The sequence below is a fragment of the Lysinibacillus capsici genome, from assembly GCF_020217405.1.
GTDB lineage: Bacteria > Bacillota > Bacilli > Bacillales_A > Planococcaceae > Lysinibacillus > Lysinibacillus capsici.
The window spans coordinates 1,070,680-1,085,372 of sequence record NZ_CP084108.1; the positions used below are offsets into that span (position 1 = coordinate 1,070,680).

A 14,693-nucleotide genomic window follows, 5' to 3' on the forward strand; every position below is an offset into this window, starting at 1 on the left:
TCAGCCATATTTAGATATGATATTAGTTATTGTGAATGGTACTGTTATGGTAGAATAGGTAAGATGTTGAGTGAACGGAGGAATGTCTGTGTATAAATATTATGGATTAGCTGCTTTTGTCGTTTTACTGGATCAATGGACAAAATGGCTGATTGTGAAAAATATGGAATATGCTGAACGCATTGCTATATGGGACCCCTGGTTTGGTATTTTGTCTCATCGAAATAGAGGGGCAGCATGGGGGATGCTAGAGGGGCAAATGTGGCTGTTTAGTATTGTCACAGTTGCTGTTATCTGTGCGATTGTCTATTTCTATCATAAAGAAGCAAAGGGAAAGCCTATTTTTCAAGTTGGCTTAATGCTCTTGCTTGGTGGTGCAGTAGGAAACTTTATTGACCGTTTATTTAGAGGAGAAGTGGTCGATTTTGTAGATGTTTTAATTCCAATTATTAATTATGATTTCCCTATTTTTAATGTGGCAGATGCTGCATTAACAATAGCAGTTGTCGTGCTGATGATTGGCTTAATTATGGAAGATAAAAAAGAGAAGAAACAGGTGAAACAATGACGCAAGTAACATATACAATCGAAGAACAGCAGCAAGGAGAGCGCATTGATAAAGCACTTTCCAGCTTACAATCTGAGTGGTCACGTACGCAAATTGGGAACTGGATTAGTGATGGAGTCATTAAAGTAAACGGTGATGCTGTAAAGGCAAAATATAAGGTTAAAGCTGGTGACATCATCGCTATTGATGTACCAGAAGTGGAAGAATTGGATGTTGTCCCGGAAAATTTAGATTTAGATATTGTTTATGAGGATGCAGATGTTCTTGTTGTGAATAAACCAAAGGGTATGGTGGTACATCCAGCACCGGGCCATATGGGAGGTACACTAGTAAATGGGTTAATGTATCATTGTAAAGACTTATCCGGGATTAATGGTGTACTACGACCAGGGATTGTGCATCGTATCGACAAAGATACATCGGGTTTATTGATGGTGGCTAAAAACGATACGGCTCATGAATCATTAGTCAATCAATTAGTTAATAAAACAGTTACTCGTAAATATATTGCTCTTGTCCACGGGCATATTGCACATGATAAGGGGACAATTGATGCACCAATTGGACGTGACCAAAAAGATCGCCAAAAACAGGCAGTTGTCGATAATGGTAAACATGCTGTCACACACTTCCAAGTTGTTGAACGTTTTGGTGACTATACGCTTGTGGAATGTCGTTTAGAAACGGGACGTACACACCAAATTCGTGTGCATATGAATTATATTGGTTTCCCACTTGTTGGAGATCCAAAATATGGACCTAAAAAGACAATCGACTTTGGGGGACAAGTTTTACATGCAGCGACTTTAGGATTCGATCATCCTTCATCTGGAGAATATTTGGAGTTTGAAACACCACTTCCAGCTGATTATGAACAATTATTAAACGATTTACGAAATAGGCATTGACGTATACGAAAAGAAAGTCTATACTAACGACAGTGAATGAACAACATAACTAAATATTCACCTTTAATGGCAGTCCAGAGAGGCTGAGAAGGGACATGTGATAGTGTTGTGAAAATTTGTGCTGCAAATTTTTCCAACATGCTTTTTCGACACGTATACAACCCTCTCAGGCTATTCGCCTCGAGAGGTTTTTTTATGGACACATGGCCGATAATAGATTGAAGAGAGGAGGATACGAATATGGCACAAAATGAATTATTAGATGGCCCATCAATGACACGAGCATTAACACGCATTGCCCATGAAATTATTGAACGTAATAAAGGAATCGATGAATGTATTTTAGTTGGCATTAAAACACGAGGTGCCTTTCTAGCCAGACGTTTGGCGCAGCGAATTGAAAAAATTGAAGGTAAACCGATTCGTACAGGGGAACTTGATATTACACTTTACCGAGATGATTTAACAACGAAACATGAAAACGAACAAGCACATGTAGAACAAGTTGATATCGAGTATCAAGTGAAAAATCAAAAAATCATCTTAGTGGATGATGTACTTTATACAGGTCGAACAGTACGTGCAGCTCTAGATGCTGTAATGGATTTAGGAAGACCTGCACAAATTCAGCTAGCTGTTCTAGTAGATAGAGGACATCGAGAGCTACCAATTAGAGCAGACTATGTGGGAAAAAACGTTCCAACTTCTGGCTCTGAGCGCATTGTTGTCAATTTACAAGAAGTAGACGGAGAAGATTGCGTCATTATTTACAAAGAAGACGAACAATAAAGTGAGGAAACAGTATGTCAAATGCAGTTTTAGATATTAAGGATAAACCGACCCCGCTCCAGCTAGTGACATTAAGCTTCCAGCATATGTTTGCGATGTTTGGTTCAACGATTTTAGTACCGCAGTTAGTAGGTCTTAGTCCAGCGATTGCCCTTTTAACAAGCGGAATTGCTACATTATTCTTCCTATTAATTACGAAATTCCAGGTACCAGCTTATTTAGGCTCATCCTTCGCCTTTATTGCACCAATCCTACTTGCTGCAGGTGGTTTAAATGAAGACGGTTCGAGTGTAAACCCAGGCAATGCCATGATCGGTGCTATGGCTGTCGGCATTACGTACGGAATTGTATCCTTAATCATTTGGAAAAGTGGTTATAAGTGGATTATGAAAATCTTGCCACCGATTGTGGTAGGTCCAGTAATTATGGTAATTGGGCTTGGACTTTCTGGTACGGCTGTGAATATGGCAATGAACATTAATGGAGAGTATAGCTTTTTACACTTCTCAGCTGCTTTAGTTACGGTCTTTACAGCTATCATCTTTACGATTTTCTTTAAAGGAATTTTAAGCACTATGCCAATTTTGATAGGCCTAATTGTAGGTTACATTTACTCCATGATAATTGACATAGTAGACTATACACCGATTGCCAAAGCAAAATTCTTCGCTTTGCCTGATTTCTTAATACCGGGTGTGCATTATGAGTTTGAAATAACAACAAAAATTCTACTTATCATGGTACCGATCGTTATTGTAACAATTTCAGAACATATTGGTCATCAACTGGTATTAGGAAAAGTAGTAGATCGGGATTATATTAAAGAGCCAGGACTACACCGTTCGCTACTAGGTGACGGACTTGGCACATTTGTGAGTGCTTTAATCGGAGGCCCTCCGAAAACAACGTATGGTGAGAATATTGGTGTACTAGCTATTACGCGAGTATACAGTATTTACGTTATTGCAGGTGCAGCAGTGGTTGCTATCTTACTATCATTCTTCGGGAAAGCAATGGCAGTAATTGCAACGATTCCAACCGCAGTACTTGGTGGAGTTTCCATCTTACTCTTCGGAATTATCGCGGCAAGTGGCTTACGTATGCTAGTGGATAATCATATTGATTTTGGTAACAGTCGTAACCTAGTAATTGCTTCGGTGATTCTAGTCATTGGTATTGGCGGTGCCAAATTTGTTATCTCAGAATCATTGAGTGTTGAAGGAATGGCACTAGCGGCGATTATTGGTGTGCTATTGAATGCGATTCTACCAGGTAAAAAAGAAGCTGATATACCCGTACAATACAATCAAAATAAAGATTCATAGTAGTACCTTTTAATGAATTGTCCAGAGAGGCAAAAAAAGGGAAGTTGTGGACAGGCTGAAGTAGGATATATGTCTTGCTGTAGTTTGTCACGCCTCCTCATGCCTCGTTGATGACATCAACGGGGCTTTTACTTTATATACAGAGAACGTCATATATAGACGTTCACGATTCACAACCTAATGGAGGTCACATGATGAAGAACTTATTATCGATGGAACATTTAACAACAGAAGAGATTAACCAAATCCTAGATCTTGCGCAAGCATTTGAAAATGGTGAAACATCATCGTTATCTCGCACACACAAAGTGGCCAATTTATTTTTTGAACCAAGTACTCGCACAAAAACAAGCTTTGAAATGGCAGAATACAAAATTGGCTGTCATGTTATCCCTTTCGATGCAGGGTTTTCGAGTGTTACGAAAGGGGAAACGATGTACGATACTGTCAAAACATTGGAAATGATTGGTTTAGATGCTGTCATCATTCGGGCGTCAGAAGATGAGTATTACAATGAGCTGCTGGATGGTATTAATGTAGGGATTATTAATGCAGGGGATGGTGCTGGGCAACACCCTTCACAATCCTTATTGGATCTTTATACCATCAAAAAGGAGTTTGGCTATTTCGAAGGGTTGAATGTCACTATTGCAGGAGATATCTCCCATAGTCGAGTAGCGAAATCAAATGCAACAGCATTACAAAATTTAGGGGCAAATGTTCATTTCCTTTGTCCAGAAGAATGGTCTGGCGGTTTTGAAGCCCATCATTCATGGGATAATCTGATCGAAATAAGTGATGTCATTATGTTACTACGTGTGCAACATGAACGTCATAAAGTAAATAAAAGCTTCTCAAAGGAAGGTTACCATCAAGAGTTTGGTTTAACAATTGAACGAGAAAAGCAAATGAAAGAATCAGCCATTATTATGCATCCAGCACCCGTCAATCGTGATGTTGAAATTGCCTCTGAATTAGTTGAGTGTGAGCGCTCTCGGATTTTTGAACAGGTGCGGAACGGTGTTTACACACGGATGGCTATTATGGAAACCATTTTAAAGGGGAGAGAATAACATGACAAAGGTACTTCAAAATGTACAAATGCTAGATGAACAAGGTGAATTGAAGACAGTCAATATTGCAATGGCAGACGGAAAGATTACGGCTATTGGTCTAGACGTGACTGTAGCAGGTGCAGAACTGATTGAAGGACATGGTTTAATCGTAGCACCAGGCTTTATCGATGTTCATACACATTTACGAGAGCCAGGATTTGAGCATAAGGAAACCATTGCAACAGGCTCGGCTTCAGCAGCAAAAGGTGGCTTTACGACAATTTGCGCAATGCCTAATACAAAGCCAGTACCTGATTCGGTTGAAAACATGCAACTCATCAATGGGCTCATTAAGGACAGCGCGGTTATTCGAGTACTCCCATACGGTTCCCTAACAAAGGATATATCAGGTGAGGTTCGAACAAATATTGAAGAACTAAAAGCACATGGAGCAGTGGCATTCTCAGATGATGGTGTTGGTATCCAGCTAGCCTCAACGATGTATGAGCAAATGAAAGATGCGGCCCAGCACGATATGGTCGTTGTAGCCCATTGTGAGGACAACTCATTAATCTATGATGGTGTGATGCATGAAGGAACGCGTAATAAAGAGCTAGGCCTCCCAGGAATACCTTCCATTTGTGAATCCGTACAAATTGCACGAGATGTCCTACTTGCAGAAGCAGCAGGCGCTCGTTACCATGTTTGTCACGTATCAACGAAGGAATCTGTGCGTGCGGTAAGAGATGCAAAGGCTGCAGGAATCCGTGTCACAGCAGAAGTTTGTCCACATCATTTATTACTAGAAGAAATGGATATTCCATCTGATGATGCTAATTGGAAAATGAACCCACCATTACGCGCAGCGGATGATAAAGATTCTCTACATGCAGCACTACTTGATGGCACAATCGACTGCATTGCAACAGATCATGCGCCACACACAATAGAAGAAAAATGCTGCGGTATGGTTGGCGCACCATTTGGTATTGTAGGTTTCGAAACAGCTTTCCCACTACTTTATACACAGTTTGTAGAAACAGGAAAGTGGACGTTAAAACAATTAGTTGATTGGATGACAGTGAAAGCAGCTGAGATTTTTGATCTGCCATATGGCACATTAGAAGTGGGTGCTTCAGCGGATATGATTTTAATTGATATTCAAAAAGAACAAACGATTGATGCAGAAGGCTTTGTATCAAAAGGTCGTAATACACCATTCAACGGCTGGGTGGCAAAGGGTTGGCCAGTACTAACGATTTTTGAAGGCAATATCGTATATCAGGAGGCAGAGTAATGAAAAAACGTTTACTAGTTTTAGAAGATGGCACAGTATTCACAGGTACAGCATTTGGTAGTGAGCGCGCTTCACAAGGTGAGGTTGTATTCACAACAGGGATGACGGGTTATCAGGAAACGATTTCAGATCCTTCATTCTATGGACAAATTGTCACTTTAACTTATCCTTTAGTTGGTAATTACGGCATTAACCGTGATGACTTTGAATCGATTACGCCAGCCATTCGTGGATTTGTTGTACGTGAATTAGCTAAAAATCCTTCAAATTTCCGCTGTGATTTAACTTTAGATGACTATTTGACATCAAAGGATATCCCAGGAATTGAAGGGATTGATACACGAAAATTAACACGTATTATTCGTAGTAAAGGTTCAGTAAAAGCGATTTTGACAGCTGCTGATGAAGAAGTAAATGTAGATGAAATAGTGGCACAATTACAAGCAACGCCAGCCATTACGCACCATGTTCGTGAAGTATCACCAAAAGCGGCCTACCCATCTCCAGGACGTGGTAAACGAGTTGTCCTAATTGATTATGGAATGAAGCATGGGATTTTACGTGAATTAAACAAACGTGATTGTGATGTGCTAGTAGTACCTTATAATACGTCAGCTGAGGAAATTTTAGCTTGGCATCCAGATGGTATCATGCTGTCGAATGGACCAGGAAATCCTGAAGATGTTCAAGAAGGCATTGAAACAGTACGTAACTTAATTGGAAAAGTGCCAATGTTCGGTATTTGTTTAGGCCATCAAATCTTTTCTTTAGCAAGTGGTGCGAAAGCCTTTAAATTACCATTTGGTCACCGTGGTGGTAACCATCCAGTAAAAGATTTACGCACAGGTCGTACAGATTTAACATCTCAGAACCATGGCTATGCCATCGATATTGAATCATTAAAAGATACCGATTTAGAATTAACACATATCGCGTTAAATGATGGAACATGTGAAGGTGTGCGTCATAAAAAATATCCAATTTTCACAGTGCAATATCACCCAGAAGCATCACCAGGTCCAGAAGATTCAAACCACTTATTTGACGAATTCATCGAAATGATGGAAGTAGAAGCAGGGAAGGGGAAACAACATGCCTAAACGTACAGATATTGAAACTATTTTAGTAATCGGCTCAGGCCCAATTGTTATCGGACAAGCAGCAGAATTTGACTATGCAGGAACACAAGCATGTCTTTCATTAAAAGAAGAGGGCTACCGCGTTATTTTAATCAACTCAAACCCTGCTACAATCATGACAGATACAGAAATTGCAGACAAAGTCTATATTGAGCCAATTACTCTTGATTTTGTATCGCGTATATTACGTAAAGAACGCCCAGACGCGATTTTACCAACACTTGGTGGTCAAACGGGCCTAAATATGGCGATCGAATTAGACAAATCAGGTATTTTAGATGAGCTTGGGATTGAAATCCTTGGTACTAAATTAGATGCCATCCATAAAGCAGAGGACCGTGATTTATTCCGTAATTTAATGTATGAGTTAGGAGCACCAGTTCCTGAATCTGATATTATTCATAACTTAGATGAAGCGAAAAGATTTGTTGCGAAAATTGGCTATCCTGTCATTGTTCGACCTGCCTTTACACTTGGCGGTACAGGGGGCGGTATTTGCTATAACGATCAAGACTTAGAAGAAATTGTGACATCGGGTTTAAAATATTCACCTGTAACGCAATGTCTATTAGAGAAATCAATCGCAGGCTATAAAGAAATTGAATACGAAGTAATGCGTGATGCAGCTGACAATGCCATCGTTGTATGTAATATGGAAAACGTTGACCCAGTTGGAATTCATACAGGTGACTCAATCGTTGTTGCACCAACGCAAACACTATCCGATCGCGAAAACCAAATGCTACGTAATATTTCACTCGATATTATTCGCGCATTAAAAATTGAAGGTGGCTGTAACGTACAGCTTGCACTTGATCCATATAGCTTTAATTACTATGTGATTGAAGTAAATCCACGTGTCTCTCGTTCATCTGCTTTAGCATCAAAAGCAACAGGTTATCCAATTGCTAAGCTAGCCGCTAAAATTGCAGTAGGCTTAACGTTAGATGAAATTAAGAACCCTGTAACTGGCTCAACATATGCTTGTTTTGAGCCTGCACTGGACTATATCGTAGCAAAAATTCCTCGCTGGCCATTCGATAAATTCGAATCTGCTAAACGTAATCTTGGTACGCAAATGAAAGCTACTGGTGAAGTAATGGCGTTAGGTCGTACTTTTGAGGAAGCTATGCTAAAAGCGGTTCGTTCTCTTGAGACAGGTCAAGTACACTTAGAGTTAAAACATGCTGAAGAAAATTCAGATTCTTGGATTGAAAAACGTATACGCAAGGCTGGGGATGAACGTCTATTCTTCATCGGTGAAGCTTTACGTCGAGGTGTAACAATTGAACAAATTCATGAATGGTCAGCAATCGATCTATTCTTCTTAAATAAATTTAAAAATATTGTGGATATGGAACAAACGCTTGCCGACAATAAGAATGACCAAGATGTACTACGAACAGCTAAACGTTTAGGCTTTGCAGATAAGAAAATTGCTGAGCTTTGGGAAACAACACCAGAAGAACTGTATGCTTATCGTAAAGAGCATAGTATTATGCCAGTCTATAAAATGGTGGATACATGTGCAGCAGAATTTGAATCAGAAACACCATATTTCTATGGCACATATGAAGACGAAAATGAATCGATTAAGTCAGAAAAACCTTCTGTGGTGGTACTTGGTTCAGGTCCAATCCGTATTGGCCAAGGGGTAGAATTTGACTACGCCACAGTACACTCAGTATGGGCGATTCAAGAAGCGGGTTATGAAGCGATCATCATTAACTCAAATCCAGAAACAGTGTCAACAGACTTCTCAATTTCCGATAAATTATACTTTGAACCACTAACAATTGAGGACGTTATGCATATTATCGACTTAGAACAACCAATTGGTGTAGTTGTTCAATTCGGTGGTCAAACGGCTATTAACCTTGCTGATAAATTAGCTGCTAATGGCGTGAAAATCTTAGGTACGTCTCTTGAGGATATAGATCGCGCAGAAAACCGAGATAAATTTGAGCAGGCGCTACGTGAATTAGATATTCCACAACCTCAAGGAGAAACAGCGGTTTCTACAGAGGAAGCTCTTGTCATTGGTGAGCGTCTAGGCTTCCCAGTGCTTGTTCGCCCTTCTTATGTACTTGGTGGACGTGCAATGGAAATTGTTTATAACCAAGAAGAATTACAGCACTATATGGAAAATGCGGTAGAGGCATCTCCAGATCATCCAGTATTAGTAGACCGTTACTTAACAGGACAGGAAATTGAAGTAGATGCTATCTGTGACGGTGAAAATGTGTTAATTCCAGGAATTATGGAGCATATCGAGCGTGCAGGAGTTCACTCTGGTGACTCGATCTCTGTTTACCCACCGCAAAAATTAACACAAGCACAAAAAGATACATTAGTTGACTATACAACTCGTCTTGCGAAGGGGCTAGGCATCATCGGCTTAATGAACATCCAATATGTGATTTCACAAAACGAAGTATTTGTTATCGAGGTGAATCCACGTTCATCACGAACAGTACCGTTCCTAAGTAAAATTACAAATATCCCAATGGCTAATATTGCAACAAAAGCAATCCTGGGCAAATCCATTGTAGAGCAAGGCTATCCAACAGGCTTAGCAGCTGAGCAAAAAGGCGTATTTGTTAAAGTACCAGTGTTCTCATTCGCTAAATTACGTCGTGTAGACATTACATTAGGACCTGAAATGAAATCTACTGGTGAGGTAATGGGGAAAGATGCAACATTAGAAAAAGCCCTTTATAAAGGCTTAGTTGCAGCAGGTATGGAAATTCGAACTGAAGGTACAGTATTATTCACTGTATCTGATAAAGATAAAGAAGAAGCAATCGCATTAGCAAAACGTTTCTCAACAGTAGGGTATCGCATTGTAGCTACTGAAGGTACAGCAAAAGCATTTGAAGCAGCAGGCGTACGCACAGATGTTGTCGGCAAGATTGGAGCGAAAGGACAAACATTGATTGACCTTATTCAAAATGGAGAAGCTCAGCTTGTTGTCAACACATTAACAAAAGGCAAGCAACCAGCTCGTGACGGCTTCCGAATTCGTCGTGAGTCTGTAGAAAATGGTGTACCTTGTCTAACATCTTTAGATACAGCAGAAGCAATGGTACGTGTTATCGAATCTATGACATTTACAGCAGAACAAATGCCAAAAGCGGAGGTAGTACACTAATATGATACGTCAAGAGAAAATGACGGTCGTCTCTCAAAAGCAAATTGCGACAAACATTTTCGAACTGACACTTCATGGTGAACTGGTTCAGGAGATGACTCCTGGCCAGTTTGTCCATGTAAAGGTGTCGGATTCACTGGAGCCGCTTTTACGTCGACCAATTAGTATTGCAAATATTGATAAAGACAACAATGAGTTTACAATGATCTATCGTGCTGAGGGGCGTGGTACGAAAGTTCTGGCAACAAATCGAGAAGGTCAGCTGGTCAACGTACTTGGACCAATTGGGAATGGTTTCCCAGTAGAAGCGGTGCAAGAGGGAGGTACTGCACTACTAGTTGGTGGTGGCATTGGTGTCCCTCCATTACATGAGCTAGCTAAGCAATTGAATGCACGTGGTGTGAAAACAATCCACGTCTTAGGCTTCCAAACAAAAGACGTTTGCTTTTATGAGGATGAATTTAGTGCACTTGGTGAAACGCATTATGTTACGGTGGATGGCTCGAAAGGTACAAAAGGCTTTGTAACAACGGTTTTAGAGTCGCATGCTCCTGAATTTGATGTTTTTTATTCCTGCGGACCCTTACCAATGTTAAGAGCATTAGAAGGCTTTTATCCTGAAAAAGAGGGCTATTTATCATTTGAAGAACGTATGGGCTGTGGTATTGGAGCTTGTTTTGCATGTGTATGCAAAACAACTGATCAGGTTGAAAAAGACTATGTTAAAGTTTGCTCTGATGGTCCAGTTTTCCCGAAAGGAACGGTGGCACTATGAGTCGTTTAACTATTCAAATACCAGGCTTAGATTTAAAAAATCCTATTATGCCAGCCTCAGGTTGCTTTGGCTTTGGTCGTGAATATGCACAGCTTTATGATTTATCTATACTAGGGGCTATCATGATTAAGGCAACAACGGTTGAAACGCGTGCAGGTAACCCTACGCCACGTGTTGCCGAAACAGCAGCGGGGATGTTAAATGCCATTGGTCTACAAAATCCAGGCATTGAAAAAGTGATGAATGAGGAATTAAAATTTTTAGAGGATTATAATGTGCCCATCATCGCCAATGTCGCTGGAACAGAGACAGCAGACTATGTAGAAGTAGCACGCCGTATTTCAACAGCTTCAAATGTTAAAGCGTTGGAGCTGAATATTTCGTGCCCTAATGTGAAATGTGGTGGTATTCAATTTGGAACAGATCCTGCCACTGCACGTGAGCTTGTCAAGGCTGTCAAGGCTGTGTCAGAAGTGCCAGTCTATGTAAAGTTATCACCCAACGTGACGAACATCGTTGATATTGCCCTAGCTGTTGAAGCAGGTGGAGCAGATGGAATTACCATGATTAATACATTGGTTGGTATGCGTTTAGATGAGCGTACAGGTAAGCCAGTCATAGCTAATGGTACAGGTGGACTGTCGGGTCCTGCTGTAAAACCTGTAGCAATACGAATGGTTTATGAGGTGTACAAGGCTGTCAATATTCCGATAATTGGTATGGGCGGTGTAACGGAAGCACAGGATGTCATTGATTTTATGTCCGCAGGTGCTTCAGCTGTAGCAGTAGGAACAGCTAACTTTGTTGACCATTTCGTTTGCCCGAACATTATTGAAGAATTACCAGCAAAGCTGGATGCATTAGGTGTAGAACATATAACAGAGATTATTGGAAGGAGCCATCGTTGATGAATACGAAACCTATACTAGCTCTAGATTTTCCAGGAGAAAAAGAAGTATTCGATTTTCTTAAAAAATTCGATGAGCCTCTTTTCGTGAAAATTGGAATGGAATTATATATGCAAGAAGGACCTGATATCGTACGCAAAGTAAAGGATTTAGGTCATGATATTTTCCTTGATTTAAAATTACATGATATCCCAAATACAGTAGGCTCTGCGATGAAGGGGCTAGCAAAATTAGGGGTAGATTTAGTCAATGTCCATGCTGCAGGCGGACGTGCTATGATGGAAGCAGCTCTAGAAGGACTTGAAGCAGGAACACCAACAGGCAAAGAACGTCCTGCACTAATAGCCGTTACGCAATTAACATCCACAACAGAAGAACAAATGCAAGCAGAACAAAAAATTGCTCTTTCATTGCAAGAGTCTGTCCTACACTACGCAGGGCTGTCAAAGGAAGCTGGCTTACAAGGTGTTGTTTGCTCTGTCCATGAGGCCAAGGCGATTGCTGAGGTGTGTGGAGATGGGTTTCTACGTGTCACACCTGGAATTCGTTTAGCTGGAGGTGCTGCACACGATCAAAAACGTATAGCAACACCTGATGGGGCAAAGCGTGATGGTTCATCACTCATCGTCGTTGGCCGTGCTGTAACAGGTGCACAGGATCCAGTAGCAGCATATAAAATCGTAAGTGAATTATGGGAGGCATAAATTATGACATTACAAAATGAAATTGCACACGCTATGTTAAAGGTTGGAGCAGTAGAATTAAATCCTACAGAGCTATTTACATGGGCTTCTGGTATTAAATCACCTATATACTGTGATACACGTTTAACAATTTCCGATCCAGTTATTCGTAAACAATTAGCAAATGGTTTAGCCTCTGTCATCAAAGAAAACTTCGGAGCGACAGAAATTGTAGCAGGAACAGCTACAGCAGGTATCCCACATGCGGCGTGGGTAAGTGATATTTTAGAATTACCAATGGTTTATGTACGCTCTAAAGCGAAGGAGCATGGCCGTGGTAATCAAATTGAAGGAAAATACGCAGCAGGACAAAAAGTAGTGGTTGTGGAGGATATCGTCTCTACAGGTGGTTCTTCCATTACAGCAGTAGAAGCATTGCGTGCAGCAGGCTGTGAGGTGCTTGGAGTTGTTTGTGTTTACACCTATAATCTTCCACGCGCTGAACAAGCATTTGATGAGGCTGGCATCCAATACATTTCATTAACAAATTTTGATTATCTGATTGAAGCAGCAAATGAATCAGGCGCTATCAAAGAAGAAGATATTCCATTCTTAAAAGAGTGGCATGGAAAGTTAAAGGCTGGAGAGCTGTAATTGCAAACTGTTCCATAGGTCATAGTTGATGATCTATGGAACAGTTTTTTCTTCCTATTAAATAGGAAACAAATAAGTTAAAATTGGATACTAAAGCCATTAAAGTGGTGAATTCCTGTACCAAATCGTACAAGGTTATTTTTACGTAGCATTTTAACTGCCGTTTTTACTTCTAATAAGATAGAAGGATCAACTCCTAGTGTATGATGTGAGCCGAAAATTTTTGTTAGAGAAGATAAGTTAGCGATTCTTTCTAAAGACTGAACTAAGTCCTCTGGGCTAGTTGTCGGGAAAAAGGCATAGATAGGCGCTTGATCATATAGTAAATCTCCCGTGAATAAATAACCATATTTATAATCCAAAAGCGCAATATGTCCTGGAGAATGCCCTGGGGTATGTAGTACAGTAAGCTTTCGGTTTCCTATATCCAAAACATCTCCATCTTCTAGAACACCAGAAGGCTGCCCTTGAAAAGGTTGGTAGGTCGATGGATCGAACGTTATTGGTGTAGGTAACGTGATGTTACGGCCAACATCTCTTCTAATCTGGTCGATAGATAGTTTAGGTATTCCATTAATTAGCCAATCTACTTCATCTTTATGAACATAAATATCATCAAACTGCCCATGACTACCAATATGATCCCAATGAACATGAGTTGTAATAACTGTAATAGGCAAAGAAGTTAATTGTAGGATAATTCTATTAATATTATCAATTCCCAAACCTGTATCAATCAGAATCGCACGGTTGTCTCCTAACAATAAAAAGGAATGCACTTTTTCCCAATGTCCATACTCACTTATAGCGAATGTTTCATTGTTTATTTCTTCTACTGTAAACCAAACATCATTAATTTTTACCATAACTGACACCCCCCTTTTCTATATCCGTAAACTGATACAATATTTGATAATACTATTTTATTGAAAATTTTAACATAAAAACATGTAATTGCCTCATATAATATTCTAAATAGTATTTCTATATTTGAAATTAAAGAAAAAAGTAAACAACTTGAGATATTAAGAAGTATGTAAGATAGCAATAAATTATAATTGTTAAATTATTTTTTTAAAGTAATTTGAAATACTAGCACTTTAAAGCCTAAAATTATTTATTGAAAACAAAAATGAATAAAATATAACTTTTTCATAAAAAGTAATTTTTAATTTTAGCTTTAAAATACTGAATTTATTGAATTTTTGGGTATTTAATTTCTGTAAAAAATATAGTAAGAAATTCTATTTATTATATTTATAAAATATTTATTTGAAGGAAATGTAACTTTGAGAATAAAAAGTAAAATGTTTCTGAAATCGAAATAATAAAATTACTATTTTTTTGAGAGAGAGGTATGGTGGAAATTTATATTTTGGTTTGTAATAATTTGAAAAAGGTACTTGCGTTTATACATGTTTTCTAGCTAAAATAATATCAC

The 14,693-nt window shown here is 39.4% G+C and carries 13 protein-coding genes; 12 read left to right on the forward strand and 1 reads right to left on the reverse strand.

The genetic code is table 11. The features are described from left to right. Positions 1-88 precede the first annotated feature (88 nt). The 12 genes from lspA to pyrE all read left to right on the forward strand — a co-directional run bounded on the left by lspA (position 89) and on the right by pyrE (position 13,252). Positions 89-568: a signal peptidase II gene (lspA, locus tag LCP48_RS05025; protein WP_318528169.1), complete on the forward strand. Its 480-nt coding sequence runs from the start codon at positions 89-91 to the stop codon at positions 566-568. Then, positions 565-1,476, forward strand: a complete 912-nt coding sequence (locus LCP48_RS05030) for an RluA family pseudouridine synthase (RefSeq protein ID WP_004227348.1) — start codon at positions 565-567, stop codon at positions 1,474-1,476. Before lspA ends, LCP48_RS05030 begins: the two co-directional genes overlap by 4 nt. Positions 1,477-1,716: 240 nt before the next feature. Next, entirely contained in the window at positions 1,717-2,265 is a 549-nt protein-coding gene (gene pyrR / locus LCP48_RS05035; protein WP_004227349.1) for a bifunctional pyr operon transcriptional regulator/uracil phosphoribosyltransferase PyrR, read from the forward strand. 14 nt (positions 2,266-2,279) lie between these two features. Then, positions 2,280-3,590 (forward strand): uracil-xanthine permease family protein, encoded by a 1,311-nt coding sequence (locus tag LCP48_RS05040; RefSeq protein ID WP_216485579.1) that lies wholly within the window; start codon positions 2,280-2,282, stop codon positions 3,588-3,590. A gap of 194 nt (positions 3,591-3,784) precedes the next feature. Beyond that, on the forward strand, positions 3,785-4,663 hold the full coding sequence (locus LCP48_RS05045; RefSeq protein WP_225340758.1) for an aspartate carbamoyltransferase catalytic subunit: 879 nt from the start codon (positions 3,785-3,787) through the stop codon (positions 4,661-4,663). Between the two features lies 1 nt (position 4,664). Beyond that, positions 4,665-5,942 carry a dihydroorotase gene (locus LCP48_RS05050; protein ID WP_216485577.1) on the forward strand — a complete coding sequence of 426 codons (1,278 nt, stop codon included), beginning with the start codon at positions 4,665-4,667 and terminating at the stop codon, positions 5,940-5,942. Next, positions 5,942-7,042 (forward strand): glutamine-hydrolyzing carbamoyl-phosphate synthase small subunit, encoded by a 1,101-nt coding sequence (carA, locus tag LCP48_RS05055; protein ID WP_016994256.1) that lies wholly within the window; start codon positions 5,942-5,944, stop codon positions 7,040-7,042. The genes LCP48_RS05050 and carA overlap by 1 nt, the downstream gene beginning before the upstream one ends. Then, complete coding sequence (gene carB, locus LCP48_RS05060; protein ID WP_216485576.1) at positions 7,035-10,232, forward strand: carbamoyl-phosphate synthase large subunit; 3,198 nt, start codon at positions 7,035-7,037, stop codon at positions 10,230-10,232. The genes carA and carB overlap by 8 nt, the downstream gene beginning before the upstream one ends. 1 nt (position 10,233) lies before the next feature. After that, a complete protein-coding gene (locus tag LCP48_RS05065) occupies positions 10,234-11,007 on the forward strand; it encodes a dihydroorotate dehydrogenase electron transfer subunit (protein WP_004227355.1) in 774 nt (257 codons plus the stop codon). Then, on the forward strand, positions 11,004-11,915 hold the full coding sequence (locus tag LCP48_RS05070) for a dihydroorotate dehydrogenase (RefSeq protein WP_009373524.1): 912 nt from the start codon (positions 11,004-11,006) through the stop codon (positions 11,913-11,915). Before LCP48_RS05065 ends, LCP48_RS05070 begins: the two co-directional genes overlap by 4 nt. Further along, positions 11,915-12,619, forward strand: coding sequence for an orotidine-5'-phosphate decarboxylase (pyrF, locus tag LCP48_RS05075; RefSeq protein WP_009373525.1), 705 nt, complete (start codon positions 11,915-11,917; stop codon positions 12,617-12,619). The genes LCP48_RS05070 and pyrF overlap by 1 nt, the downstream gene beginning before the upstream one ends. Before the next feature lie 3 nt (positions 12,620-12,622). Then, positions 12,623-13,252 carry an orotate phosphoribosyltransferase gene (pyrE, locus tag LCP48_RS05080; RefSeq protein ID WP_004227358.1) on the forward strand — a complete coding sequence of 210 codons (630 nt, stop codon included), beginning with the start codon at positions 12,623-12,625 and terminating at the stop codon, positions 13,250-13,252. A 77-nt stretch (positions 13,253-13,329) separates the two neighbouring features. On the opposite strand, the gene LCP48_RS05085 is transcribed toward pyrE, so the two are convergent. Further along, positions 13,330-14,118 carry an MBL fold metallo-hydrolase gene (locus LCP48_RS05085; RefSeq protein ID WP_009373531.1) on the reverse strand — a complete coding sequence of 263 codons (789 nt, stop codon included), beginning with the start codon at positions 14,116-14,118 and terminating at the stop codon, positions 13,330-13,332. Between the last annotated feature and the right edge of the window lie 575 nt (positions 14,119-14,693).